General features: G+C 66.3%; 24 protein-coding genes. 14 read left to right on the forward strand and 10 right to left on the reverse strand.

Annotation, left to right across the window (positions count from 1 at the left end; translation table 11 throughout):
• Positions 1 to 212: 212 nt before the first annotated feature.
• Together msrA and V7082_RS03285 are read left to right on the forward strand one after the other, a co-directional pair.
• Complete coding sequence (gene msrA, locus V7082_RS03280; protein ID WP_334146192.1) at positions 213 to 875, forward strand: peptide-methionine (S)-S-oxide reductase MsrA; 663 nt, start codon at positions 213 to 215, stop codon at positions 873 to 875.
• 335 nt (positions 876 to 1,210) lie between these two features.
• The gene (locus tag V7082_RS03285; RefSeq protein WP_334146193.1) at positions 1,211 to 1,465 is read left to right on the forward strand and encodes a hypothetical protein; all 255 of its coding nucleotides are present in this window, start codon (positions 1,211 to 1,213) and stop codon (positions 1,463 to 1,465) included.
• 37 nt (positions 1,466 to 1,502) lie between these two features.
• On the opposite strand, the gene V7082_RS03290 is transcribed toward V7082_RS03285, so the two are convergent.
• On the reverse strand, positions 1,503 to 3,053 hold the full coding sequence (locus V7082_RS03290; RefSeq protein ID WP_334146194.1) for a glycosyltransferase: 1,551 nt from the start codon (positions 3,051 to 3,053) through the stop codon (positions 1,503 to 1,505).
• Between the two features lie 137 nt (positions 3,054 to 3,190).
• On the opposite strand from V7082_RS03290, the gene V7082_RS03295 reads away from it, so the two are divergent.
• Both V7082_RS03295 and V7082_RS03300 read left to right on the forward strand, forming a co-directional pair.
• Positions 3,191 to 4,117: a transporter substrate-binding domain-containing protein gene (locus V7082_RS03295; protein ID WP_334146195.1), complete on the forward strand. Its 927-nt coding sequence runs from the start codon at positions 3,191 to 3,193 to the stop codon at positions 4,115 to 4,117.
• A 282-nt stretch (positions 4,118 to 4,399) separates the two neighbouring features.
• A complete protein-coding gene (locus V7082_RS03300) occupies positions 4,400 to 4,978 on the forward strand; it encodes a hypothetical protein (RefSeq protein WP_334146196.1) in 579 nt (192 codons plus the stop codon).
• A gap of 7 nt (positions 4,979 to 4,985) precedes the next feature.
• Here the strand turns inward: V7082_RS03300 and infA are convergent, their stop codons facing one another.
• Both infA and V7082_RS03310 read right to left on the reverse strand, forming a co-directional pair.
• Positions 4,986 to 5,267 (reverse strand): translation initiation factor IF-1, encoded by a 282-nt coding sequence (gene infA, locus V7082_RS03305; protein ID WP_026867740.1) that lies wholly within the window; start codon positions 5,265 to 5,267, stop codon positions 4,986 to 4,988.
• A 106-nt stretch (positions 5,268 to 5,373) separates the two neighbouring features.
• Positions 5,374 to 5,580: a cold-shock protein gene (locus V7082_RS03310; RefSeq protein WP_295559759.1), complete on the reverse strand. Its 207-nt coding sequence runs from the start codon at positions 5,578 to 5,580 to the stop codon at positions 5,374 to 5,376.
• A 675-nt stretch (positions 5,581 to 6,255) separates the two neighbouring features.
• Between V7082_RS03310 and rpmI the strand changes: the two genes are divergently transcribed.
• The 7 genes from rpmI to V7082_RS03345 all read left to right on the forward strand — a co-directional run bounded on the left by rpmI (position 6,256) and on the right by V7082_RS03345 (position 13,333).
• Positions 6,256 to 6,456, forward strand: coding sequence for a 50S ribosomal protein L35 (rpmI, locus tag V7082_RS03315; protein WP_020084060.1), 201 nt, complete (start codon positions 6,256 to 6,258; stop codon positions 6,454 to 6,456).
• A 61-nt stretch (positions 6,457 to 6,517) separates the two neighbouring features.
• Positions 6,518 to 6,883 (forward strand): 50S ribosomal protein L20, encoded by a 366-nt coding sequence (gene rplT, locus V7082_RS03320; protein WP_334146197.1) that lies wholly within the window; start codon positions 6,518 to 6,520, stop codon positions 6,881 to 6,883.
• Between the two features lie 184 nt (positions 6,884 to 7,067).
• Positions 7,068 to 8,156, forward strand: a complete 1,089-nt coding sequence (pheS, locus tag V7082_RS03325) for a phenylalanine--tRNA ligase subunit alpha (protein WP_334146198.1) — start codon at positions 7,068 to 7,070, stop codon at positions 8,154 to 8,156.
• A 105-nt stretch (positions 8,157 to 8,261) separates the two neighbouring features.
• Positions 8,262 to 10,694: a phenylalanine--tRNA ligase subunit beta gene (pheT, locus tag V7082_RS03330; RefSeq protein WP_334146199.1), complete on the forward strand. Its 2,433-nt coding sequence runs from the start codon at positions 8,262 to 8,264 to the stop codon at positions 10,692 to 10,694.
• Between the two features lie 358 nt (positions 10,695 to 11,052).
• Positions 11,053 to 12,435: an NAD(P)/FAD-dependent oxidoreductase gene (locus V7082_RS03335; RefSeq protein ID WP_334146200.1), complete on the forward strand. Its 1,383-nt coding sequence runs from the start codon at positions 11,053 to 11,055 to the stop codon at positions 12,433 to 12,435.
• Positions 12,436 to 12,488: 53 nt separating this feature from the next.
• Positions 12,489 to 12,917, forward strand: a complete 429-nt coding sequence (locus V7082_RS03340) for a GFA family protein (protein ID WP_334146201.1) — start codon at positions 12,489 to 12,491, stop codon at positions 12,915 to 12,917.
• A gap of 134 nt (positions 12,918 to 13,051) precedes the next feature.
• Positions 13,052 to 13,333: a hypothetical protein gene (locus V7082_RS03345; protein ID WP_334146202.1), complete on the forward strand. Its 282-nt coding sequence runs from the start codon at positions 13,052 to 13,054 to the stop codon at positions 13,331 to 13,333.
• Here the strand turns inward: V7082_RS03345 and V7082_RS03350 are convergent.
• Entirely contained in the window at positions 13,312 to 14,694 is a 1,383-nt protein-coding gene (locus tag V7082_RS03350; RefSeq protein WP_334146203.1) for a YiiX/YebB-like N1pC/P60 family cysteine hydrolase, read from the reverse strand. The genes V7082_RS03345 and V7082_RS03350 overlap by 22 nt on opposite strands.
• A gap of 226 nt (positions 14,695 to 14,920) precedes the next feature.
• Positions 14,921 to 16,378, reverse strand: coding sequence for a lytic murein transglycosylase (locus tag V7082_RS03355; RefSeq protein WP_334146204.1), 1,458 nt, complete (start codon positions 16,376 to 16,378; stop codon positions 14,921 to 14,923).
• 239 nt (positions 16,379 to 16,617) lie between these two features.
• Here V7082_RS03355 and lepA point away from each other — a divergent pair, with 239 nt between their 5' ends.
• Positions 16,618 to 18,420: a translation elongation factor 4 gene (gene lepA, locus V7082_RS03360; RefSeq protein WP_334146205.1), complete on the forward strand. Its 1,803-nt coding sequence runs from the start codon at positions 16,618 to 16,620 to the stop codon at positions 18,418 to 18,420.
• 109 nt (positions 18,421 to 18,529) lie between these two features.
• Here the strand turns inward: lepA and V7082_RS03365 are convergent, their stop codons facing one another.
• The 5 genes from V7082_RS03365 to V7082_RS03385 all read right to left on the reverse strand — a co-directional run bounded on the left by V7082_RS03365 (position 18,530) and on the right by V7082_RS03385 (position 24,532).
• Positions 18,530 to 19,810: a DUF2130 domain-containing protein gene (locus V7082_RS03365; RefSeq protein WP_334146206.1), complete on the reverse strand. Its 1,281-nt coding sequence runs from the start codon at positions 19,808 to 19,810 to the stop codon at positions 18,530 to 18,532.
• A 174-nt stretch (positions 19,811 to 19,984) separates the two neighbouring features.
• Complete coding sequence (locus V7082_RS03370; protein WP_334146207.1) at positions 19,985 to 20,680, reverse strand: cysteine hydrolase family protein; 696 nt, start codon at positions 20,678 to 20,680, stop codon at positions 19,985 to 19,987.
• 138 nt (positions 20,681 to 20,818) lie between these two features.
• Positions 20,819 to 21,406 carry an SH3 domain-containing protein gene (locus tag V7082_RS03375; RefSeq protein ID WP_334146208.1) on the reverse strand — a complete coding sequence of 196 codons (588 nt, stop codon included), beginning with the start codon at positions 21,404 to 21,406 and terminating at the stop codon, positions 20,819 to 20,821.
• Between the two features lie 296 nt (positions 21,407 to 21,702).
• Positions 21,703 to 21,984, reverse strand: coding sequence for a hypothetical protein (locus V7082_RS03380; RefSeq protein ID WP_334146209.1), 282 nt, complete (start codon positions 21,982 to 21,984; stop codon positions 21,703 to 21,705).
• Between the two features lie 169 nt (positions 21,985 to 22,153).
• Positions 22,154 to 24,532 carry a heavy metal translocating P-type ATPase gene (locus V7082_RS03385; RefSeq protein WP_334146210.1) on the reverse strand — a complete coding sequence of 793 codons (2,379 nt, stop codon included), beginning with the start codon at positions 24,530 to 24,532 and terminating at the stop codon, positions 22,154 to 22,156.
• A 99-nt stretch (positions 24,533 to 24,631) separates the two neighbouring features.
• Here V7082_RS03385 and V7082_RS03390 point away from each other — a divergent pair, with 99 nt between their 5' ends.
• Positions 24,632 to 24,907 (forward strand): metal-sensitive transcriptional regulator, encoded by a 276-nt coding sequence (locus V7082_RS03390; protein ID WP_334146211.1) that lies wholly within the window; start codon positions 24,632 to 24,634, stop codon positions 24,905 to 24,907.
• A 135-nt stretch (positions 24,908 to 25,042) separates the two neighbouring features.
• Positions 25,043 to 25,507 (forward strand): DUF411 domain-containing protein, encoded by a 465-nt coding sequence (locus V7082_RS03395; protein WP_334146212.1) that lies wholly within the window; start codon positions 25,043 to 25,045, stop codon positions 25,505 to 25,507.
• Positions 25,508 to 25,517: the final 10 nt, after the last annotated feature.

Here is a 25,517-nt window from a genome sequence, read left to right on the forward strand (position 1 = left end):
TCAATGACGACCGGATTCCAGTTGCCCCCGGATAAAAGAAGGGGGTCACATCACAGGCGACCGAATCCGGGGCGGCGATTGGAAGATCGACAACTACATGAGCTCTCTCCGGCGTGGCGATGCGATTTCCGAAAAAGTGGCGTTCGTCCTGCAACGCACGAGCTCGGTTCCCATATAGGCAAAGTGGTTGTGTTTCGTGCCGCAGGTGAGCGATGCTATTCCAGCGTAATAAGACCGAGATGCCGACGGTGGAGACTGCGCTTCCGGGCCGCGCGACGGCGCTGCCGACTGCGGCCGAGCACGTCCTCTTCGGCCGTGCGCTCAAGGGGCCGTATCCGGCAGGGCTCGAGAGCGCCATGTTCGGCATGGGCTGCTTCTGGGGCGCGGAGCGCAAGTTCTGGCAGCTCGGCGCGGGCATCTGGGTCACCGCGGTCGGCTATGCCGGTGGATTTACGCCCAATGCCACCTACGAGGAGGTTTGCACGGGGCGCACCGGGCATGCCGAGGTCGTGCTCGTTGTGTTCGATCCCCGGACAATATCCTACGGGACGCTGCTCAAGACGTTCTGGGAAAGCCACGACCCGACGCAGGGGATGCGGCAGGGCAACGATGTCGGCACGCAGTACAGGTCCGGCATCTATATCTTTTCCGATGCGCAGCGGCAGGCGGCCGAGGCGTCCAGGGCGTCCTATCAGGAGCGGCTCACGGCGGCCGGATATGGCCCCATCACGACCGAGATCGTGCCGGCGCCGGCGTTCTATTTCGCCGAGGAGGACCATCAGCAGTATCTGGCCAAGGTCCCGCATGGCTATTGCGGCCTCGGGGGAACGGGCATTGCCTGTGCATTGCCGACCGGCGTGACGGCTGCGGGCTGAGGCTCCTCTAGGGTTTATCCCGTGACGCCTGCGTCATATTCTCCTGGTGCGAGCTTTTCATCTGCCCGGCACCGGCCTTTGCGCCGGCTGTGGCCCATCGATCCCACGGGGCGCCGCGGCCGGCCGCCCGAGGATCGGAAAATTCCTCCCTTTCCCAACGGCTTGTGGGACGGGCTGGACCGGTGCGCCAAATATGTCTCCCGCCATCAAGCCTGCTGTTGCCGAGGTGGCACTTATTTCCGCATTTAACCTTTTCCCCCAATTGGTTATCGCAATGCACAATGCAGCCGTTATCGTGCGGTGAAAGGGGCCGTAGATCCGTGTGAAGACGGGGGATGAAAATGCGTGCAAAGCGATCCTTGCTGGCCTGTGCAGGGCTTTTGGCAGCCGGTGCGGCCGGGGCCGAGGACTTCAAGCTTCCGCCCGAGGTCACGCCGTCTCTCAGAGCGGCCTGCGAGACCGATGTCCGGCGCCTCTGCATCGGGCAGAACCCGACCGTCGCGAAGGTCAAGCGCTGCGTGATGGTCAACTATTTCCAGCTCGGCAGGAAGTGCCAGGTCGAGCTGGCGTCCCTCGGCTTCGGGCGCTGAGCGTCGCAAGCGCGCCCTTCTCCGGCGCATTCGTCCGTCACGGGACGCGGTCCGACGCCGTCCGCGTGAAGGTGGCCCGAGGACGATGCGGGGTCTTTTCCCAGCTGTACGGTGTCGATACGAGCTGAAACAGGGCCCTGTAGGCGGCGAGCGAGATCAGGAGCCAGTAGGCCGGCATCATCCACGCCGATGCAGCGAGGCGCAGGCGTCGACGTCCGGCGACCGCCACGCACCCGAGCGCCACGCCCGTGACATAGCCGAGCACGAGGTTGGTGATGGAGAACACCTTGACGAAATCCGACAGGGGTCCGGGGTGCATCTTGAGGATCGGGCCGAATGTGAGCTCGGCTGCGGCGGCGATGTAGAACCAGGGATGGACCAGGGCGGAGAGGATGATGCCGCCCATGATGACCTGCAGGCCGAGAAACCGGAACCAGCCGAGATCGCGGATCGTAGCGCGGGGCAAGCGCATGTGCACGAGATAGGTCTGGATCCATCCCTTGAGCCAGCGCGTGCGCTGCTTCAGCCAGGCGCTGAAGGTTGCCGGCGCTTCCTCCCAAGTCGTCGAGGCCAGGACCTTCACGCCCCAGCCACCGCGCGCGAGCCGGATGCCGAGATCGGCGTCCTCGGTGACGTTGAACGGATCCCAGCCACCGACCTCCTCGAGGGCGGCCCGCGAGAAATGATTGGAGGTGCCGCCGAGTGGCACCGGCAGGCCGAGGCGGTCGAGCATCGGGAGCAGGCAGTCGAAAAGCACCGTATACTCGATCGCGAACTGGCGTGTGAGCCAGGTCTCCCTATCGTTCAGCACGTTGAGCTGCGCCTGGACGCAGCCGAGCCTGGGATCGGTCGCGAGACATGTGGCGGCACGGCGCAACTGGTCGGGATCGGGGACGTCCTCGGCGTCGTAGATGACGATCAGGTCTCCCGTCGCGCGGCGGAGCGCGAAGTTGAGTGCGCGCGGCTTGGTGCGCGGAACTCCGTCCGGGACGATGACGGCGCTCATGTATGGCGGCAGCGGGATCGCTGCGACAGCTTCGCGCGTCTCGGTGTCGGCGCGCTCCAGAACGAGCAGGATCTGCAGGCGGTCGGGCGGGTAGTCGATGGCGCTCAAGGCGGCAACCAGATCGGGCACGATGGCGGCCTCGTCGTAGACGGGAACGAGGACGGAGTAGCGCGGGAGTGGTGTGGGATCGACTATGGTCGCCTGCGAGATCGGCGGGGCCGAGGGAGGTACGGCGGTGCTCCACAGGGCGGCGGTCCGCAGCACAACGACGCAGGAGAACGGTACGATCAGAACGGCGGCGAGACCGAAGATGGCGAGCTTCGAATCGAGGAGCGCTGCAACGGCGAAAGCGGCCGGCGCCAGGAGAAGGATCCATTTCTGCCAGGCCCAGATGGGCTCGCCCGCCGACAGATCCGGCCGCGCTCGACGCAGGGCGTTGACGGCGAGGTCCAGATCCTGGGCGTCGCCGGGCTCCGACGTATTCGAAGCATCGGGACCAGCCGGCCGTGCGTGCGTGTCAGACGGCGAATGCAATTGGACCCGCGGCGCAAGCAGCGCGCGGCCGTCACGTCGTTTCTGCACCCGTCGATCGCTCCCCGAAGAACGCCGGTTTTTTGGGAGCGGGCGTTCACGCTGCTCGCCCCGCCGGCAATCTTGCCATATTGCTTTCGATGTTGAATAGGATTCTGCGCCATGCTCATCGCGAGGCCTGCCGCATCATGACAGCCAAGACCGTCGTTCGCGCGCGCGGGTGCCGAGCGCGCGCCTCTGGACGCCCGATCCATGGGCGATTGCTCCGTGAGCGATCGCTCGCCGGCGTCCTTCTGGCTGCTGCGTTCTTCTGCGTGGCGGTCGCGGCCGGCATGGCGGGTGCTGTCTACGCCCAGGAGGCGGGTCTCGCCGCCGGGAGTGCGGAAACCGATGCGGTGCCCACCGAGCCGAGGCGGTTCGTGATCCGCTTTCTCACGGAAGGCGAGTTTCCGCCGTTCAACTATTATGATGACGAAGGCGTCCTCTCCGGTTTCAACGTCGATCTTGCGCGGGCTATCTGTCTCGAGGCGAGCGCGGCGTGCGACATCAAGGTGAAGCCGTGGGAGGACTTGCTGGTCGCGCTTCGGCGCGGGGATGCGGATGCGGTGATCGCGGCTCACCGGGTTACCGCGGGCGCGCTGGCGGAGGTTGATTTTTCCGATCGCTACTTCTATACGCCCGGCCGTTTCGCGGCCCGCAAGGGAGACGCCCCGGAGGACGTGAGCCCCAACGGGCTCGACGGCGTCATGATCGGCGTCGCCAAAGGCACGGCACACGAGGCGTTCGTCAAGGCGTTCTATCGCGACAGCCGTGTCGTGCTGTTCGAGAATCCGGAGCTGGCGCGGGAAGCGCTGCAGCAGGGCAAGGTGGAACTTGTGTTCGACGATGCCATCAGCCTCGCGTTCTGGCTCAACGGGTCGTTGTCGCGACAGTGCTGCGAGTTCAAGGGCGAGGCCTTTCTCGAGCCCAAGTATTTCGGCGACGGCCTGGCGGTGGCGCTTCCGCGCAACGATCCGCAGATCAAGATGCTGATCAACAATGCGCTGAAGCGGGTACGCCAGAGCGGCCGGTTTCAGGAGCTGGTCGAGCGCTATTTTCCGGTTCGCATTTACTGATGGGCGACGCGCCACGATGCGGTCTGCGCGGTGCGCGCCGGCTCGCCGTTCTCGGCACCCCAGGCCATGACCTGACGCCCGTGCTCCACTTCGTGCGCTCACTGTCACCCGGCGGAGCGCAACCGCCTTACGGGAAACGTAAGGTGCGGGTCCGAATTTGCTCTGGCTCCCCCTTTTGAATTGGCTATTGTCACACGCTTCCGAGACAAGTTTGCCTCAAGGCGCGCACGCGGACGAGGGGGCCGAGGTGCGTTCTTTCGGCGGCGGGGGACAGATTTTGTGATGGCGTTGTTCTCGAGGTTCGGCCGCTCTCTGGCGATCGCCGTCGCATGCTGCATCGCGCCTTACGCAGCCGATGCGAAGTGCCGGATCAAAAATCCTGACATTTCAATTGCCGGTATTCTGCTCACCGACAGTGTCAGCGCGGCGAGGGTCGTCGGCGCGGGGGCGAAGCTCGAAGAGAGCGAGGACGATCTTCCGCACGCGCGCTTCGTGTCGAGCAACGGGGCGCAGGAAATGGTGCTGTTCGCCCACTACGGGGCGGACGACGACGAATATGCCGAGGTGGAAGTGCGCGTGGCCGGTCTCGAGGCGATCGCGCTCAACGACCTGCCCATCGAGAGCTTCAAGACCGGGAGAGGCGTGGAGCTCGGCGTGAGCGCCGCCGAGGTGCAGGCGCTGTTCGGCACCTGCTTCACGTCGCGACATAAAAACGGCGACGTCCTGTTCTTCGAATACGTGCTCGAGAACGCCGACCGCGAAGAGGACCTCAAGAACTTCGGGTTTCCCGTCTATTACGCAGAGTACGAGTTTAAACGCGATAAGCTCGTGCGGTTCCGCTTCGGGTTCGCGTTTCCGTAGCCGGCCGTCAGCGCGGACGGCGCGGGCCGCCGCCGGGGCCGACGGATGAAGGCGGTGGGCCGGAGCGGGCGTCCTTGTGGCGGAAGTTAATGCGGCCCTTGGTGAGGTCGTAGGGCGTCATCTCGACAGTGACCTTGTCGCCGGCGAGAATGCGGATGCGGTTCTTCTTCATGCGCCCGGACGTGTAGGCGATGACCTCATGTCCATTGTCGAGCTTCACGCGGCAGCGGGCGTCGGGAAGCACCTCTTCCACCACACCTTCGAACTCGAGCATCTCTTCTTTCGCCATTCACACTCCCGGGCGATCCCGTTCGCCGTACGATCAAATTAGAGGTCGTAGAAAAGCAACGGGGAGCAGGCATCGCCGCTCCCCGTGCCCATCCGTTTCCCGCGACTTAGAGCGGACGCAGGTTCACGGCAGCGATCTTGCCGTTACGTCCACGCTCAGTCTCGTAAGAAATTTTCTGTCCCTCGCGGAGAGTCTGCAGCCCGGCGCGCTCGACGGCCGAGATGTGCACGAAAACATCAGCCCCACCTTCCTCGGGCTGAATGAAGCCGTACCCTTTTTGACCGTTGAACCACTTTACGGTGCCGTTCGCCATTATAGTGCCTCCAAAGCAGGTCGTCATATCTCCGGACCCGATGACCGGAGATCATCAAATCGCGCGATGGAGACTTCAGTTTCAGCGTGGCGCGCTGTCGAGAGTGAACCAAGGCGTGTTCGATGGCCTTATATGAACCGGCTTTTCTGCAAAGGCAAGGTGTTGTAGGGGGCTCCGACGGTCATGTTCTCTAGACCTCGTCCCGGTTCTTCAAATTGAACGGCATGAGTAAATAATTTAAATAATTATAGTCTGCAGCAAGTCTCGAACCGAGACGGGAGGGAGCAGTCCAATGCTGCACCTGTCGCACTTCTTTTAAAATAGAGCCAAGACGGGCCACAATGATTGTCTAGTCAACTTGTGTAAAGCTCTCCGTCGCCTCAAGAATTTTGCCGCCTCAGGGATTCTTAAGTCGAGCGGGGCCGAGCCCGCTCAAGGGGTGCGGGCCTCCTGCCGGCGGAGAGCGCACGGAACTCCATGTTGCAAATGGGAAAGCGCGCCCGTATAAGTCGCGACTGAGCCGCCCGGCGGGGCATGCCGTGGCGGCTTTTATGCTTTTACAATCCGCGGTCTCCGCAAAAGCAGCCCGTTCTCTCGCTCCAAGGGCGAAGTGCAGGGTCCGCCCGCCGGTCTCTCGGCTGGGCGCGGGGCCGTCTCGAATGCAAGGAGAGCAAAATGCCCAAGATGAAGACCAAGAGCGGCGCAAAAAAGCGCTTCAAGATGACCGGCACCGGCAAAGTGAAGGCGGCGGCCCAGGGCAAACGGCATGGCATGATCAAGCGGCACGCGAAGTTCATTCGCGATGCGCGCGGCACGATGGTGCTCAACGACAGCGATGCCAAGATCGTCAAGAAATACATGCCCTACGCCCGCTGAGCTCGTGTTTCGAGATCGGCTCCCCTCACTTTTTTCCGACCCGTCATAAGGAAGCAGACCCATGGCTCGCGTCAAACGCGGCGTCACCGCCCACGCCAAGCACAAGAAGGTTCTGAAGGCCGCCAAAGGCTATTACGGCCGGCGCAAGAGCACCATCCGCGTCGCCAAGCAGGCCGTCGAGAAGGCCCAGCAGTACACGTATCGCGACCGCAAACGCAAGAAGCGCACGTTCCGCGCGCTCTGGATCCAGCGCATCAATGCGGCCACCCGCGAGCACGGCCTCACGTACGGCCGCTTCATCTTCGGGCTTTCCAAGGCCGGGATCGAGATCGACCGCAAGGTGCTGGCCGATCTCGCCGTTCACGATGCGGCCGCCTTCAAGGCGCTCGTCGATCAGGCTCAGTCCGCCGCCAAGGCCGCGGCTTGAGCCTGCGTTCCGCATCGTCCCAGGCCACGAGTTGCGGCGGGGATCGCCTTTCCGCCGCAGGCGCTGAAGCGCGGTTATTTCCTGTTTCGAACCGGACCCGCGCTCCGATCTTTTGACGAGACTTACGCGTGAGGCTTCGGACGGACAGGGCCCGAAGCGGTCACGGTCCAGGGCAGGGGCGCTCATGTCTGGCACATCCCAATCCGGCACATCCGAGCTCGAAACGCTCAAGGCCGAACTCATGGCGGACATCGCCGCGGCGACGGATCTCGCGGCGATCGAGGCCGTGCGCGTTGCGGCGCTCGGCAAAAAGGGGCGCATCGCCGGAGAGATGGCGAAGCTCGGCACGCTGCCGCCCGAAGAGCGCAAGACGTTCGGCGCCGCCACGAACGCGCTCAAGGACGCGGTGAGCCAGTCGCTCGAGGCGCGGCGCGCGGCACTCGAGGGGGCGCTCCTCGACGCGCGGCTCGCGAGCGAGCGGGCAGACGTGACATTGCCCGTGCGGCCGGGACCGGAGGCGCTGGGGCGCATCCATCCCGTGAGCCAGGTACTCGAGGAGTGCATCGAGATCTTCGCCGATCTCGGTTTCGACGTCGCCGAGGGGCCGGACATCGAGACCGACGAGATGAACTTCGGCAAGCTCAACATCCCGCCCGAGCATCCGGCGCGGCAGGAGCACGACACCTTCTACTTCCCGCCGAAGGCCGACGGCTCGCGGCTGCTTCTGCGCACGCACACGAGCCCGGTGCAGATCCGCACCATGGAGGCGCGCAAGCCCCCGATCCGCATCATCGCGCCGGGGCGTGTCTACCGCTGCGACAGCGACCAGACGCACACGCCGATGTTCCATCAGATCGAAGGGCTCGTCATCGACGAGACGACCCACATGGGGCATCTCAAGTGGGTGCTCCAAGAGTTCTGCAAGGCGTTCTTCGAGGTATCGGACGTGAAGATGCGCTTTCGCGCCTCGCACTTCCCCTTCACGGAGCCGTCGATGGAGGTCGACATCGGTGCCGAGGCGATCGGCAAGCCGGGACAGTGGCTCGAGATCCTCGGCTGCGGCATGGTGCATCCGAACGTGCTCAGGAACTGCGGGCTCGACCCCGAGGTCTATCAAGGCTTCGCGTTCGGCATGGGCCTCGACCGCCTGACGATGCTGAAATACGGCGTGCCGGATCTGCGCGCGTTCTTCTCCGCAGATCTGCGCTGGCTGCGCCACTACGGCTTTTCCGTGCTCGACGTGCCGACGCTGGCCGGCGGCTTGTCGAGCTGATTGAAGGCTTCAGGTGCACTGCGTTCGACAGTCCCAGAACCTTACCTCCGCCCTTAACCCCTCCCCGGGAGGGGGATACGTCGCGGCTTGTCTGAGGATGCGCCCATGAAGTTCACGCTCTCCTGGCTCAAGGATCATCTCAAGACCAAGGCGACGGTCGAGGAGATCGCGACGAAGTTGTCGGCCATCGGGCTCGAGGTGGAGAGCGTCGAGGATCCGGCCGAGAAGCTCGGTGCGTTCCGCGTGGCGCGCATCGTGGAAGCGAAGCGGCACCCGAACGCCGACAAGCTGCAGGTCGTCATGGTTGAGGTCGAGAAGGGTCAGCCCCTGCTCGAGGTCGTGTGCGGGGCGCCCAACGCGCGGGCGGGGCTCGTCGGCGTGTTCGCGCCGCTCGGCGCCTACATCCCGGGCTCGAAGATCACGCTCGAGAAGAAGCCGGTGCGCGGCGTCGTCTCGAACGGCATGATGTGCTCGGCGGCGGAGCTCGAGCTCTCCGAGGAGAGCGAGGGCATCATCGAGCTGCCGGCGGAGATGGCCTCTCAGGTCGGCGTTCCCTACATCGATGCGGCGGGTCTCAACGATCCCGTGTTCGAGGTGAAGCTGACGCCGAACCGGCCCGACTGCACGGGCGTACGCGGGATCGGGCGCGATCTGGCGGCGGCCGGCCTCGGCACGCTGAAGCCCGAGAAGGCGATCGCCGGCGTCGAGGGCGGCTTCGATACGCCGATCGAGATCCGGCTCGCGTTCCCGGATGGTGCCGAGGACGCGTGCCCCGTGTTCGCCGGCCGCCTGATCAAGGGCGTGACCAATGGGCCCTCGCCCGACTGGCTGCAGGCGCGGCTCAAGGCGGTGGGGCTGAGGCCGATCAATGCGCTGGTCGACGTCACCAACTACATCAGCCAGGATCGCGGGCGGCCGCTGCATGTCTACGACGCCGACAAGCTCAAGGGCGCGGTCGTCGCCCGGCTCGGCAGGCCCGGCGAGACGTTCCGCGCCCTCGACGGCAAGGACTACGCCGTCGACGAGACCATGTGCGTGATCGCCGACGACAGCGGGCCGCTGGGCCTCGGTGGCGTCATCGGCGGGGAAGCGTCCGGCTCGACGGAGACGACGAGAAACGTGCTCGTCGAAAGCGCGTATTTCGATCCGCTGCGGACGGCGGCCACGGGACGCAAGACGGGCCTCGTCACGGACGCGCGCTACCGCTTCGAGCGTGGCGTCGATCCCGAGAGCGTGCTGCCGGGGCTCGATCTCGCCACGCAGATGATCCTCAAGCTCTGCGGCGGAAAGCCCGCGAAAGCGACGGTTGCCGGCAAGGTCCCCGATCCGCGCCGCGCCATCGTGTTCGATCTCGGGCGCGTCGAGAAGCTGTCGGGGCTCTCGCTGCCGGTGGACGAGATCACGAGGATCCTCGAGGCGCTGGGATGCGTGCTGGTCGGCGAGGGGAGCGTACGCGAGGTCACACCGCCCTCGTGGCGGCCCGATATCCACGGCGGGGCCGATCTCGTCGAGGAGGTCGTGCGCATCGCGGGGATCGACCGCATTCCGGCGACGGCGCTACCGCGGACGAGCGGCGTCGCGCGTCCGGTGCTGACGGAGACGCAGAGGCGCGCGCGCCGGGCACGCCGCGCGCTGGCGGCGCGCGGCCTGGTCGAAGCCGTGACGTGGTCGTTCCTGCCGAAGGCGCAGGCGGAAGTGTTCGGCGCCGGCGCGACGCTGGTCGAGCTCGCCAATCCGATCTCGGTCGAGCTCGCCGTCATGCGGCCGAGCCTGCTCGCGGGTCTCGTGACGGCCGTCGAGCGCAACCGGAACCGCGGTTTCGCCGACGCGGCGCTGTTCGAGCTCGGCCAGGCGTATCGCGGGGAAGCGCCAAAAGACCAGTACCTGTCCGCTGCCGGCGTGCGTGCCGGGACGGCCAGCGTCTCGGGCGGCGGGCGGCACTGGGATGGGAAGGCGCAGGACGTGTCCGTGTTCGACGCCAAGGCGGATGCGGTTGGCGTGCTGGCGGCGCTCGGCATTGATGTCGCGAAAGCGCAGATCACCCGCGATGCGCCGGCTTGGTATCATCCGGGGCGCTCGGGCACGCTGCGGCTCGGCCCCAAGACGGTGCTGGCGTATTTCGGAGAGATCAATCCGCGGACGCTCGGCGCGCTCGACGTGGCGGGGCCCGTGGTCGGGTTCGAGGTGTTCCTCGACGCGTTGCCGCCGGAGAAGCGCAAGTCGCTCGCCAAGGCACCGCTGGCCCAGTCCGATCTGCTCCCAGTCCGGCGCGACTTCGCGTTCGTGCTCGACGGACGCGTCAACGCCGGCGACGTGGTCAAGGCCGCGCTGGGAGCGGACAAGGCGCTGATCGCGGCGGTATCCGTGTTCGACGTCTTCGAGGGTGGGGCGCTCGCGGCCGAGGGCAAGAAGTCGGTGGCGATCGAGGTCACGCTGCAGCCGGTCTCGGGGACGCTCACCGACAAGGACATCGAGGCGATCTCGCAGGCGGTCATCGCCAATGTGAAAAAGGCGACCGGCGGCGAGATCCGGAGCTGAGCCGAAGCCCGGTCTGCTCCTCACCGACCGAAACAGGGCTTTGCTCTGACGGGGAAAGGTGAAGGGCCGGGCTCACCTCCGCGCGCCCCGAAGGGTTACTCCATCGATAGTCTGTCAATGCTCCGGGGGTTCCTGCTACTCTCGAGGCTTCTGCTCGGGCGCGGTGATGTTCGAGCGGATTGGAGCCGTGCTCTAAGTTTTTGGTTGACGCGTTTTCTTAACGCGGAGTGGTGTCCACTTCTCTTGAAAACGCTTTAAAGTTTTTGATGAAACCGATGCGTGACGATCGGGGCCGATCGGGTCCGGGAGCGTCATGGTCCAAGAAACTATGTCACCAATCAGCGGCGGGAGAGGCGAGATGGGTGCGGATGTCACGACGGCAACGGAAGGCGCGAGACCTCTGGTCCTGCCCAAGCCCGATCTTCACCACATCGTCGTGGTGGGCGGGGGAGCGGGCGGGCTCGAGCTTGCGACGCGCCTTGGCGACAAGCTCGGGCGCGATACCTGGCTGCACAAGCGCCAGGCGGCCATCACGCTCGTCGACCGGTCCCGCACGCACATCTGGAAACCGCTGCTGCACGAGATCGCCGCCGGCAGCATGGAGGTCGACCGGCACGAGGTCGAGTATCAGGCGCACGCTCACTGGCACGGGGTCAAGTTCCGCTACGGCGAGATGATCGGCCTCGACCGGGCGAGGAAGCTCGTGCATCTCAAGCACACGCTCGATGAGGACGGCCGAGAGATCACGCCGGACCGCTGGATCCCCTACGACACGCTGGTCATCGCCGTCGGCAGCGTCTCCAACGATTTCGGCGTGCCGGGCGTCAAGGAGCATGCGCTGATGCTCGATACGCCGGAAGAGGCCGAGCGCTTCAACCGGCGGCTGCTCAATGCATGCGTGCGCGCCAACACGCAGTCCGAGCCTATCAGGCCGGAGCAGTTGCACGTTGCGATCATCGGCGCCGGGGCGACGGGGACAGAGCTCTCGGCCGAGCTGCACGGGACAGCGCGCGGCGTGGTCGCCTTCGGCCTCGACAAGATCGATCCCGAGAAGGACATCAGGATCACGCTGATCGAGGCGGCGCCCCGGATCGTGCCGGCCCTGCCGCCCCGCATCTCGGCGGCAACGACCGAGATCCTGACCAAGCTCAATGTCGACGTGCGCGTCGACGCGCGCGTGACCGAGGTCACGGCCAGCGGCGTAAAGCTCGCCAACGGCGATTTCATCGGCTCGGAGCTTGTCGTGTGGGCCGCCGGCGTCAAGGGGCCCGACGTTCTGGCCCACCTCGACGGCCTCGAGGTCAGCCACTCCAATCAGCTCCTGGTCAAGCCGACGCTCGAGACGACGGTCGATCCCGATATCTTCGCGCTCGGCGACTGCGCCTATCTCGTTCCGTCCGGAGAGACGGAGCCGATCCCGCCGCGCGCGCAGGCCGCGCATCAGGAAGCCTCCCACCTCGTGAAGCAGATCAAGGCGCGGCTGCGCGGGGAGCCGCTGAAGCCGTTCAAGTATCGCGACTTCGGCTCGCTGGTATCGCTCGGGCACTATTCGACCGTCGGCAGTCTCATGGGCTTCGTGACCGGGCGCAAGATGCTCATCGAAGGGTTCGCCGCCAAGCTCATGTACCGCTCGCTCTACAAGATGCACGAGACGGCGTTGCACGGGTACGGGAAGGTGACGCTGGATACGATCTCGCGGATTTTGACGCGGCGCACGGAGCCGCATGTGAAGCTGCATTGATGTGGGGGAGGCAGCGGGCAACAGGCAGGGGTGAGGGAGTGGGGAGGCTGGCGATGGCGCGGGAGGTGACTGCGGCCGGAGGATGCCTCTGCGGAGCGGTGCGCTTCAAGGTCTCGGGCGTCCCCATCCGCATGGCGCAGTGCCACTGCCGCGATTGCCAGCGTGCGTCGGGGACGGGGCATATGTCGAATGCGATCTTCGATGTGGCGGACGTCGAGATCGTGGGGGCGACGGCGTCCTATGCCAGCCCGTCCGACAGCGGCAATACGCTGACGCGGCATTTCTGCCCAACGTGCGGAAGCCGCCTCTTTCTCTACAGCGAGGCGCGGCCGGACATGATCGTGATGGCCGCGGGCGCGTTCGACGACAGCAGCTGGTTCGAGCCGGAGGTCGTCCTCTACACGAAAAGCCGGCCGCCGTGGGACATCACGACCGACCGGGTGCCGGGCTTCGAGGGAATGCCGCCCCGCAGGCCGAAGTAGGCTTTTCTGACCTCCGGCCGCCGGTTCCGGCGGGATGCCTCGAATTTTAGGGACCCCTTCAACCGGCGATTGACGAGGATTTGCTACCTTGGCGCTGCGGGCCCCGGCGGGCTCCGCGGGAGGACGCAAGCCTCATGTGCTCGCTCGGTGTCGTTCTGGCGTTCGTAATCGCGCATATCGTGGCCTGCTCGGCGCTCGGCGGCGGCTGGCGCGGGGCAGGGCGGGCTCCGTTCGCCGTCTTCTTTCCGGCGCTGGCGCTCCTGCTGCTCGATGCGGTGTGGAGCGATTCCTATGCCGATCTCGGCAGGAGGATCGGCCTGCTCGCGAGCTGGGAGATGCTCTATTTCTTCCTCTATGCCTGCCTGCGGATCGCGTTCAGGCCGGCGGCTCGCGCTCACGCCCTGCCGCGCAGATAGCCGATGTGTCCGCGCGAGACCTCGCGCAGGCGCTCGAGGTGGGCCAGCGTCTCGCGGGGGTGCAGCGGGAACCCCGTCATCTTCACGTGATCCGCATCGAGTGCGGCGAGTGCGGGCATCACCTCCTCGGCTGATTTGTGCAGCATGACGACGGTGGCGACGCACGAGCGCTTCATGTTGCGCGGCACTTTCGGTACGACGCTCGCCAGCAGGGTCTTGGCGTGCTCCGAGAGATGGCTCGAAAGGCGGCCGAAGACGGAGATGAGCTTGATGACGAACGTCTCCTCGAAACGGTCGCCGCGCGTCTCCATCCACTCGAAGAACTTGGTCATGATCATGTCCTGCCGGCGCAGCAGCGGCGTCAGGCGGTAGTCCTGCCATTCGGCAACGAGGTCGAAGCGCGGGTCGAGGTCGACGTCGCCGGGAGCAAAGGATTCCCTGGCCTTCACACCGACCGATCTCAGGAACACCTTGTTGCGGCGGTGATCGAAGCGCGTCATGAACGCGGGGAGCTGGACCGTCCCGTCGCTCGCATCGGCATAGGCCTGGGCGACGAGCTTGGCGCAGAACAGCTTGCGGCGCCCCCTCATGCGCATGGAGAAGTCGTAGGGGATGTGGGCGGTGGCCCCTATCGTGCTGGCGTGCACGCGATCGTAGGCGAGCTTGGCCGCGCGCTCGGCGAGGGCGGCGTCCTTGCAGCGGTAAAGCACGGCGCGGCCGAGCCCGTGGTCGAGCACGCGGGCAAGCGGGTTGATGATGGCGCCCTCCTCGATCAGCGCCTCGACCATCCAGTGCGTGCCTTCGGGGTCGATGTAGACGATGGCGATGTGGCTGAACTGGGTGTCCACATCGCCGATGCGGGCGATGGCGGCGCTGTTGTGGGCGCTGCCGCGCATGAGGATCAGATCGCCCGAGCGGAACGGAATGTCGCGGCCGGTGTCGTAGTCCGGGTGAACGAGCGTGTTCCAGGACGTTCCGGTGAAGGCGCGCCTGCTCTTCTCGCCCGGAAGGAGGCGGTCGTTGCCCGACGCGATCTCGCCCAGCATGTCGGAGGCGTAGCGGGCGATGCGGAAGAGGTCGCGCAGCGCGCTTTGCGCGGGGCGGGTGAACACGCCCTGGTCCTGCCATCCCGCGATGCGGTCGCGCAGGCGCATGCGGGCCAGGAAGAGCCGATGCAGGAGGAGCGGCGCCGCTTCAGCCACGGCGCGGCGGTCGGATTCTGCGATGTCGGTCTCGTCGATGTGACGGTAAGCGGCGCGGAGGGACGCCTCGAGCTCGTCGGCCGATGTCGCCGGCAGGTCGGCCACCCCGCCGATCGCGGCCAGTTGCTCCTCGAGCTCCCTCACGACGAATCGCTGCACGGTACGCCTCCCCTCTTCAGTCCGCCGTGCTTTCGACGGCGGGTCCCTCCGCCCGGATGGGCCCCGGCGCGCCGCCTCGCCGCCGTGGGCCGTGTCCCCGAGACCATCCGGCGCCCCCGCGCATCCGATCCCGCCGGCCCCGTCGGAGCCAGCCTCGCCGAAAGAGTGATAGGGGCTCGCGCGCGGCTGGTAAAGGCTTGGCCGGCGAGGCCGATGCGCGAAGCCGTCAGCCGTTGCGCAGCGCGGCCAGAAGCTCCGGCGTCGGATAGGAATCGGCAGGCAGCTTGTACTTCATCTGCATTGCCTTGATGGCCTGACGGCTCTTCAAGCCGATCAGGCCGTCGACCTCGCCCACGTCGTAGCCGCGCGCGATGAGCTGGCGCTGCAGCTCCTTGGCCTCGTCGATGCCAAGCGTCGGGATTCCCTCGCGACCGCGGCGCATGGGGGGCGCGCCGTTGATGCGCGTCGCCAGGTAGGCGGCGGTGGTGGCGTAGTTCAGGGACTGATTCCACTGCAGGTAAACGTCGAAGTTCGGCAGCGCGAGGAAGGCCGGTCCGAAGCGTCCCATCGGGAGCAGGAGCGACGCCTGCATCGCGTCGGTCTCGAGTGGCTCGCCGTTCGCCTTCGTCACGCCCCAGGCGGCCCACTGGGAGCGCGGGTGCTTGATCGTGAGGTCGGCCTGATCCCACGGCATTTCGCCCGGCACGCGAACCTCCTGCAGCCACGGCTCGTTCGGGCGCCAGCCCAGATGGGCCATGTAATTGGCGGTGGTGCCGATGATGTCGGTTGCGTTCGAGAAGAGATTCGGGCGGCCGTCGCCGTCGTAGTCGATGGCGTGCTCGAGGTAGCGCGTCGGCAGGAACTGGGTCTGGCCGATCTCGCCGGCCCAGGAGCCGATCATGGTCTCGGGTGTCATGTCGCCGCGGTCGATGATCTCCAGCGCGGCCAGAAGCTCGTCGCGGAACATGGGGCCGCGGCGGCAGTCGTAGGCGAGCGTCACGAGCGAGCGCATGATCGGCAGCTTGCCCATGCCGGCGCCGAAATCGCTTTCGAGCGCCCAGAAGCCGGTGATGACGCCCGGATCGACGCCGAACTCCTTGACCGCGCGATCGAACGCGGCGCGGTTCTTCTCGATTTGCGCGCGGCCGTTGGTGACCCGGTTCGAGGTCGCGAGCTTGGCCGAGAAATCGAGGAAGCTCTGGGCGAAGAAGCCTTGGCGGCGGTCGCGCGCGATGACGCCCTGATCGGGCGTCATGCCGTCGAGCGCGCGCGAGAGGGTGCGCTGGCTGATGCCGGCGGCGGCAGCCTCCTTGCGGAAGTCGCGCATCCAGGTGTCGAACGACCACGTCGTCTTGCAGTTGCGGGGTGCGGCCGGCGGCGGCATGCCCTTGGTCGAGACGCGCCCCGAAGAGGTCTGCGGCGCGGCCGGGGTTTCAGGTGCGACGGAGGTCTCCGGTGCGACGGGAGTCTGGGCGGCGGCCGGGGTCGCGGCCGGCGTACCACCATCGGCAGGTCCCTCCGGGATCGGGACGGCGGCCGGCGCCGGCGTCCGTTTCTTTTGCGCCTTGGGCGTTTCGTGGGCGGGGCCGAACTCGATGCCGCCGGCGGTCGCCGGGCTATCGTTGGCGGGGGCGACCAGGGCCATGAGGGCTGCTGCGGCGATCAGAGGTGGGGTGAAGCGCATTGTCCGTCCATTCCAGGGGCTCGATTTCGCCGCCACTCATGCCGAGCCATATGGCGCCGTCAAGACATGGGCGTCCCGTCCGCCGGCCGGTTTCCGCTCCTCGCCGATCGTTATCGAGGGAGGGCTTGAAATTTCTGGGGTATTTCTAGACTAAAGCGCAAACGGCGGCCGGGCGGCGCGGTCGATGGCCGCTCCGAACGCCCTTTTGCCCCGCTCTATGAGGTGATAAGCACGCGCGCATGACCGATATCTCCCTGATCCGCAACTTCTCCATCATCGCGCACATCGACCACGGCAAGTCCACGCTGTCGGACCGGCTGATCCAGATCTGCGGCAACGTCACCAACCGCGAGATGAAGGAGCAGATACTCGACTCGATGGACATCGAGCGCGAGCGCGGCATCACCATCAAGGCGCAGACGGTGCGCCTCGACTATCGGCATACGGACGGAAAGACCTATCAGCTCAACCTGATGGATACGCCCGGGCACGTGGACTTCGCCTATGAGGTGTCGCGGAGCTTGGCTGCCTGCGAAGGGGCGATCCTGGTCGTGGACGCGAGCCAGGGCGTGGAAGCCCAAACGCTCGCCAACGTCTACCAGGCGCTCGACAACAACCTCGAGATCCTCCCCGTCCTCAACAAGGTCGACCTGCCGTCGGCGGACGAGGACCGGGTCAAGACGCAGATCGAGGACGTGATCGGCCTCGACGCGTCGGACGCCATCGGCGTCTCGGCCAAGACCGGCCTCAACGTCGAAGCCGTGCTGGCGGCCATCGTCGAGCGCCTGCCGCCGCCCAAGGGCGACGCGTCGAAGCCGCTCAAGGCCATGCTGATCGACAGCTGGTACGACGCCTACCTCGGCGTCATCGTGCTCGTGCGCATCATCGACGGTACGCTCAAGCGCGGCCAGAAGGTCAAGATGATGGCGACCGGCGGCAGCTACCAGATTGAGCGGGTCGGCATTTTTCGCCCGAAGCAGGAAATGCTGCCGGAGCTCGGTCCCGGGGAGGTCGGCTTCTTCACGGCTGCGATCAAGGAGGTTGCCGACACGCGCGTCGGCGACACGATCACGGATGAGAAGAACCCGACGGCCGAGCCGCTGCCGGGCTTCAAGCCGGCGCAGCCGGTGGTGTTCTGCGGTCTCTTTCCCGTCGATGCGGCCGACTTCGAGGACCTGCGCGACGCGGTGGCGCGGCTCCGGCTCAACGATGCGAGTTTCTCGTTCGAGACGGAGAGCTCGGCGGCGCTCGGCTTCGGCTTCCGATGCGGCTTTCTCGGCCTCCTGCATCTTGAGATCATCACCGAGCGGCTCGAGCGGGAGTTCAATCTCGACCTCATCACCACGGCGCCGTCGGTCATCTACCATCTGCATATGACCGACGGATCGATGATCGAGATGCACAATCCGGCCGACATGCCGGATCAGGTGCGTATCGATCATATCGAGGAGCCGTGGATCGAGGCGACGATCCTGGTGCCGGACGAGTATCTCGGCGCGGTCCTGAAGCTCTGTCAGGACCGGCGCGGGCGGCAGAACCAGCTCACCTACGTGGGCAACCGCGCCATGCTGATCTATGAGCTGCCGCTCAACGAGGTGGTGTTCGATTTCTACGACCGGCTGAAGTCGGTCTCGCGCGGCTATGCGTCGTTCGACTATCACATCAAGGGCTACGAGGAGGGCGATCTCGTCAAGCTCACGATCCTGGTCAACGGCGAGCCGGTCGATGCGCTGTCGATCATCGTGCACCGGACGCGCGCCGAAAGCCGCGGCCGCTCGATGTGCGAGAAGCTCAAGGAGCTGATCCCGCCGCATATGTTCCAGATCCCGGTGCAGGCGGCGATCGGCGCCAAGGTCATCGCGCGCGAGACGATCAAGGCGCTGCGCAAGGATGTGCTGGCCAAATGCTACGGCGGCGATATCACGCGCAAGCGCAAGCTGCTCGACAAGCAGAAGGCCGGCAAGAAGAAGATGCGTGAGTTCGGCAAGGTCGAAATCCCCCAGGAAGCCTTCATCGCCGCGCTCAAGATGGACGAGAACTGATCGCGTCGCCGGACAGGCGCGTTTCGTCGCGAACGGTGACACCTCAGCTTTCACGCTCGCCGTCCGGCACGCAGCACCTCGGACGAGACGCTCGGGGACGGCCGCGCTGCTATTCGGCGGCGGTGTCGAACGCGGTGCTTTCCAGCATCGGCAGCGTGAGGGCGTCGATCTCGTCGAGCGCCTTGCCGGCGATGCCCTGGACGTCGCCGTACATGCCGACGGTCGCTTCGATGACGCCTTTGATCTGCGCCTCGCGCTTGGCCCAAAGCCGCATCATCGCCTTGCGCTCGCGGTCGAGGTCGGCCTGCATGTCGGTGAATTTCTCGACGATCGCCTCGACGCGGTGGCGGAACCGAGGGCCGGTCAGGTAGTCGTAAACCAGCTCCATCTTGGTTTCCTGGCCTTCGCGGGCATGGCGTGCGGACGCGAGCTCGATGAGCGATTGACGTAGGGCGATAGCGACGGGAATGGCGCAGCGCGGCTCCACGACCCAAACACCGTCGATGAGATCGAACCCTACGACCTCCCTGGGGAGTGCGTTCGAGACCAGGAGCGCCATGTCGGCCTTGGCCGCGCGCTGATCGCCGCGCAGCTTGGCGAGCCAGCCGTCGGTCCAGTTCTTGGTGCGCTTCGATTCCCAGAGGATTGTGCCGCAGGGCTGGTCCAGGGGACCGAGCACACGCTGCAGCACGTCGCCGCCGAACTCGCCCTTCGGCACCGGCTCGATGATGTCGCGCGGGAACCTGGCGCGGATCGCGGCTTCCAGCTCCAGTTCCAGGACTTCACCCTGGAGCTGCTGCGAGCCCTGCTCGGCCTTGCGTTTCAGCTCCTCGATCTGGCGCTGCATGGAGGACATCTGCTCCTCCTTCTCGAGCAGCTTGAGCTTGAGCCCTTCCTCGGCTTCCAGCCTGGCCTTGTCGCGGACGGCGGCCAGCGATTCCTGCACCTTTGTCTCGATGGTAAGATCCATCTCGCGCCGCGCGTCATCCAGCTCGCGCTGCTTGCGGATCAGCTCGGCTTGCGCCTTCTGCGCGTCGGCCAGCTTGGCGTCGCGCTCGCGCAGCACGTCCTGGAGATCGGCAAGCTCCTTTTTCTTCTGCTCCATGTCGGCCGCGGCCAGGAGCTTTGCCTTCCTGGCTTCCTCGGCCGCGATGCGCGCGCGCTCGGCCGCGACGCGCTCGGCGACCTGCTCGCCAATGGCCGCCTTCTCCTGTTCGAGGGCCGCGAGCTGGCTGCGGACCTGCGTCTCGCGCCTGGCGATCTCCGCGTCCTTCTGCGTGAGGGCGTGCTCGTACCGCCGACGCGTGTCCGCGATCAGCGGCGCGGCGAGGGACTCCGTCAGCTTGATCTCGGTGCTGCAGCTCGGGCACGTGATCGTTGGCTCTGCCATGGGTCTTATTCCAACTCACTGGAATGAAATGGAGAATCTCACGGTCCAGATTCGGACTCGCTGATATTGTTCTCTAAATGTTCTCAGCTATTCGCGGCTGTGTCAAGGCGGGCGTTCGGCCCGTCCACCGCTAAGGACACGTTTGTGGTAGCTGCAACTTGTGGCGTGGGACGATCAGCCGAGGGCCATCAACGTCTTCAGCTCCGCCGAGGACATCACGTTGCAGTAGATCATGTTGATGATCTCGAGCTCCTTGCGATGCAGCTCGTCGCTGCCGGCGGCGCAGCAGTCCTCGACGACTACGACGTTGAAACTCTCGTCGGCCAGGCTGCGCACGGTCGAGGAGACGCACTGATCGGTGAAGATCCCGCAGCAGACCACAGTCTTGATGCCGAGGTTGGTCAGGATCAGGCGCAGGTTGGTTCCGGTCAGGGCGCTGTCGGTCGTCTTGGTGACGACGATCTCGTCGCCGACCGGCGCGAGCGCATCCGGAATCTGCGACGGCGCCTCGTCTTTCGGCAGCAGCAGGTTGTTCCAGCCGGGCATCTTCTGCGAGAGAGACCGGTCGCGGCCGTCCTTCGTGTGGCAGGCGATGCGCGCGAACAGGCATTCGATGCCGTGCTCGCGGAACCTGGCGAGGAGATCCCGGGTGCGTGGAATCACAGTCGCGTGCATGCGGTCGTGGAAGGGCGTCCACGCGTCATAGTCCGCCTGCGCGGCGGGAGGCAGTGCCGCGCGCTCAGGGCGCGCGAGGTAGACGTTCTGCACGTCGATGACGAGGAGCGCGGTATGGGCCTTGCCGAGATCCGGGTCGGCGGGCTCGGGCGCGCCGCGGTAATAGATCGACCGGTAGGCGGTTTTCCAACTCATGCAAGGCTCCCCAGACTCAAACGTCACGCTCCTGGCTCGAGCTTAGAGAGTTTTCAGCGTCGGCGGGTGCGCAAATCGTCATGCAAAAAAGAGCCCCGGCGTGGGGCGCCGGGGCTCTATCGTTCGGGAAGGATTGCGTCACCGATGATCGCGGCGGTCGTCGCGCCGGTCGTCCCTGTGGTCACGTCGATCGTGAGGGCGTTCCATGCGCCGCCACTTGTTGGGGGGCGGTCCCATGCCGACCGGTGCGCGATAGTCCTTGCGCCACCAGCCGGCGTTGCGCGGACCCGGGGGAGGCGCGTGCCATCCGGCGCGTGGGCGCACGTTGTAGGCGTACCAGCGATCGCGATCGCGATACCACGGGCGGCCGACGTAATAGCGATCCCAATAGTCCCGCGCGACGAAGGTCACGAAGGGAATGTGAAACGCCGCGGGGCCCACGTCCGGCAGCGACACGTAACCGCCGCGTTGCTCGAAGGCGAGATATTCGCTGTAGACCCAGCCGCGGTTTCCTGCCCAGATCACATCGCACCAGGATTCATCGCGCAGGCAGCCTGCGATCTCGATCTCGTCGCCTTCCGGAATGACGCCGACGCTCGGGAACTCGGTATCGGGGCCGGTCCGGATGTTCACGTCCGCCGTCGAAAATCCCGGGGCGGCTTGCGCCGAGGCCAAGCCCAACACCATCAGGCTGGCCACAGCGCCGATGAGGCGTCTGATTTTCATGTTCACTCCAATCTCGGCGTGCGCGTACAGCATTCACGCGAACGCGACGCGACGATGGTCGTCCGTCTTCACGCCATCGAGAAAGGAACGAATGCGGCGGGAGGTTCCGTCGTGCCGCGGAATTGTCCCGCCGGTGTCACGGACGGGCTACGCGCGTCTCGCAGTATCTTCCTTGCAAGCCGTTTCGACGGCCCGCGCAGTTATGCTCGGCGCCGTGCCTGTCTGCGAGGGGAGCGGAACCGCTCACATACTTCGGACGGACAGGGTCCGAGGCGGTCCGGGACGAGCCGCAGTGGTCATTCGCCGCGCCAGCGGCGGCGCAGGCGCTCGACCTGCGGCAGGTCGAAGACATCGAAATGGGGGCTGGTGCCGGGCGGATAGTCTTCGGCGAATTTCCAACCTCCGTCACACCACGGATTGCCTTGGAAGCCGGAGGGGCCGTTGAAGGGTCTGCAGTCCCGCTCGACGACGGGGCGGGCGCCTTTCATCCGTCTGCCGGCGGCATCGGCTGTCGTCAGGGGGACCGTCAGGAAGGCTACCGTGCCGATTGCCGCGGCCACCCAGTATCTCGTCGTCATCGGTTGGCTCCTTGCCTCAGGACGCGCCCTGGGACCCAACGGGACACCGAGAGGCATCACCAGGAATCCGCACGTCGGAAGCTACAAGGCCCTGAGGGTGCCGGGAGGGCGACCTTTGATCTCCGCCGCATTTTCCGTCCGGGCCGTGACCCATTCACCACGCGTATGCTCAGAGCTTCACGCGGTTGAGCCGCAGCGCGTTGGCGACGACGCTCACCGAGGAGAGCGACATGGCGGCTGCCGCGATCATCGGCGACAGGAGTAGGCCGAAGACGGGATAGAGCACGCCGGCCGCGATGGGCACGCCGGCGGCGTTATAGATGAAGGCGAAGAACAGGTTCTGGCGAATGTTGGACATGGTGGCGGCCGAAAGCGTCCGCGCGCGCACGATGCCCGTCAGGTCGCCCTTGAGGAGCGTCACGGCCGCGCTTTCCATCGCCACGTCCGTGCCGGTGCCCATGGCGATGCCGACATCGGCGGCGGCGAGCGCGGGCGCGTCGTTGATGCCGTCGCCGGCCATGGCGACGATGCGGCCCTCGCGCTTCAAGCGGGCGACGACGGCGCTCTTGTCCTCGGGCAGCACCTCGGCCTCGACGTCCGTGATGCCGAGCGTCCGTGCGACGGCGTTCGCCGTGGTGCGCTGGTCGCCGGTCAGCATGACGACGCGGATGCCGTCCTCCCTGAGCGCGGCGATGGCGGCGGGCGTCGTCGCCTTGATGGGATCGGCGATGGCGACGATGCCGGCGGGCTTGCCGTCGACGGCGACGTAGATGGCGGTTGCGCCGTCGCGGCGTAGCTCGTCCGCGGTGGCGTCAAGGTCTGCCGTATCGATGGAGGCGTCGGCCATGATGTGGCGGTTGCCGATGACGAGGCGCTTGCCGTCGACCGTGCCGATGACGCCCTTGCCGACCGGGGTTTCGAACCCTTGCGGCTCCGAGAGCGGCAGGCCGCGTGCCTCGGCCGACTGCACGATGGCTGCTGCGAGGGGGTGCTCGCTCGCACGCTCGAGACCCGCGGCGAGGCGCAGGAGCTCGGTCTCGTCGACGCCCCGGACGGGGCGGATGGCGACGACCCGCGGCTTGCCCTCGGTCAGCGTGCCGGTCTTGTCGACGAGCAGCGTGTCGACCTTCTCCATGCGCTCGATGGCTTCCGCGTTGCGGATCAGGACGCCCGATCCGGCACCGCGCCCGATGCCGACCATGATCGACATCGGCGTCGCGAGGCCCAAGGCGCACGGGCAGGCGATGATGAGGACGGAGACTGCGGCGATGAGCGCGGTGGAGAAGCGCGGCTCCGGTCCCCAGACCGACCAGGCCGCGAAGGCCAGTGCGGCGACCGCGATGACGGCCGGCACGAACCAGGCCGACACCTGATCGACAAGGCGCTGGATCGGCGCGCGGCTGCGCTGGGCATCGGCCACCATCTGCACGATGCGCGCCAGCATGGTATCGCGGCCCACCTTCTCGGCGCGCATGACGAAAGCGCCCGATTGGTTGGTGGTGCCGCCGATGACGGCTTCGCCCGCGGCTTTGGTCACGGGCATGGATTCGCCGGTCACGAGGGATTCGTCGATCGTGCTGCGGCCTTCGAGGATCTTGCCGTCGACGGGGATGTGCTCGCCGGGGCGCACCCTCAGGCGGTCGCCGGCTGCGACGCTCTCGAGGCTCACGTCCTCGTCGGTGCCGTCGGCGCGGATGCGGCGCGCCGTTTTCGGCGACAGGTCGAGAAGCGCGCGAATGGCGCCGCTCGTGCGCTCGCGCGCGCGCAGCTCCAGCACCTGCCCCACCAGCACGAGCACGGTGATGACGGCGGCCGCCTCGAAATAGACGGGGACGGCGCCGTCGTGACCGCGCATGGAGGCGGGGAACAGACCGGGCCAGAGCGTGGCGACGATGCTGTAGATCCAGGCAACGCCCGTGCCCATGGCGACGAGCGTGAACATATTGAGGTTGCGGGTCCGGATCGAAGCCCAGCCGCGGGTGAAGAACGGCCAGCCGGCCCAGAGGACGACGGGGGTCGCGAGCACGAGCTGGATCACATTCGACGTCTGCCGGCCGAGCCAGTGCTCCAGCCCCGTCAGGTGTCCGCCCATCTCGATCAGGAAAACGGGGAGTGCGAGCGCGAGGCCGATCCACAGGCGGCGCGTCATGTCGACCAGCTCGGGGTTGGGTCCGGCGTCGGCGGTCGGCGTCTCCGGCTCGAGGGCCATGCCGCAGATCGGGCACGCGTCGGGCCCCTCCCGGCGGATCTCGGGGTGCATGGGACAGGTGTAGATCGTGCCCGGAGGCGGGGCGGGCTCAGGCTCGGCTTGGCCGGGATCGAGGTAGCGCTCCGGGTTCGCGATGAACTTCTCGCGACAGCGGGCCGCGCAGAAATAGTAGGTCTTGCCGTTGTGGGCCGTGTGGTGCTTGGCGGTCAACGGATCCACCGTCATGCCGCAGACCGGATCCTTCTCCACCTGAGCGCCGGGCGTGGCGGCCGGAGCGTGAGATTTGTGCGCTGAGCAGCATGATCCGTGCGTCTGGCTCTCGTGCGTGCGCTCGGCCATGGTGTCTTCTCCCTTCGTAACCCGTCTTCGCAATCCGTCGCCCATACCCCCATGGGGTATCTATTGACAGGTATACCCCATGGGGGTATGAATCAAGGCATGACGAAGGTCTCCAAAGCCGGCCGCCTGAAACGCCTGTCTCGCATCGAGGGACAGGTGCGCGGGCTCGCCCGTATGGTCGAGGAGGATCGCTACTGCATCGACATCGTCACCCAGATCGCGGCCGTGCGGGCGGCGCTGAGGCGTGTCGAGGAGGAGGTGCTGCGGGACCATATCTCGCATTGCGTCGCGCATGCGATGGCGAGCGGAGACAAGGCCGAGCAGACGCAGAAGATCGACGAGTTGATGGGCGTGCTTGCGCGTAGCGCGCGTTAGGCTCGTGACCTCATGCTCCGAGGGAGCAGTGATGGGCCGCTGCAGGCCGCGCGAAAGTCCTCGCATCAGTGCCCATCCAATCATAAGGTTGCATCCTCGCGTATCTGGCGGGGAGAGCGCAGGGAGATCGGCAACATGAGTGCCAGCCGGCGTGACATGCTTCGTTGGGCTATTGCGGTGCCGGCACTCGTCGCCACCGGGGCGCGGGCCGAGGCTGCGGTGCGCGTGATCGTGTTTCGCGATCCCGGCTGCGGCTGTTGCCATAAGTGGGTCGAGCATCTCGAGGCGAACGGCTTTGCCGTCACGGTCCATGACACGCCGGAGATGACGGCCGTCAAGGCGCGGCTCGGCGTGCCGCCGGAGGTCGCGTCGTGCCACACCGCCGAGGTCGGCGGTTACGTGATCGAGGGCCATGTGCCTGCCGTCGCGATCCGGCGCCTGCTGGCAGAGAAGCCCCAAGGGCGGGGGCTCGCGGTGCCGGGGATGCCGGTCGGATCGCCCGGCATGGAGGGCGGCGTGCCCGTGACCTATGAGGTCTTGCTGTTCGGGGCCGGCGCGCCGACTCGTTTCGGCCGGTTTCGTGAAGACAGGGCCGTGTAATCTCCGGGCT

This window comes from Hyphomicrobium sp. (assembly GCF_036833075.1).
Taxonomy (GTDB): domain Bacteria; phylum Pseudomonadota; class Alphaproteobacteria; order Rhizobiales; family Hyphomicrobiaceae; genus Hyphomicrobium_C.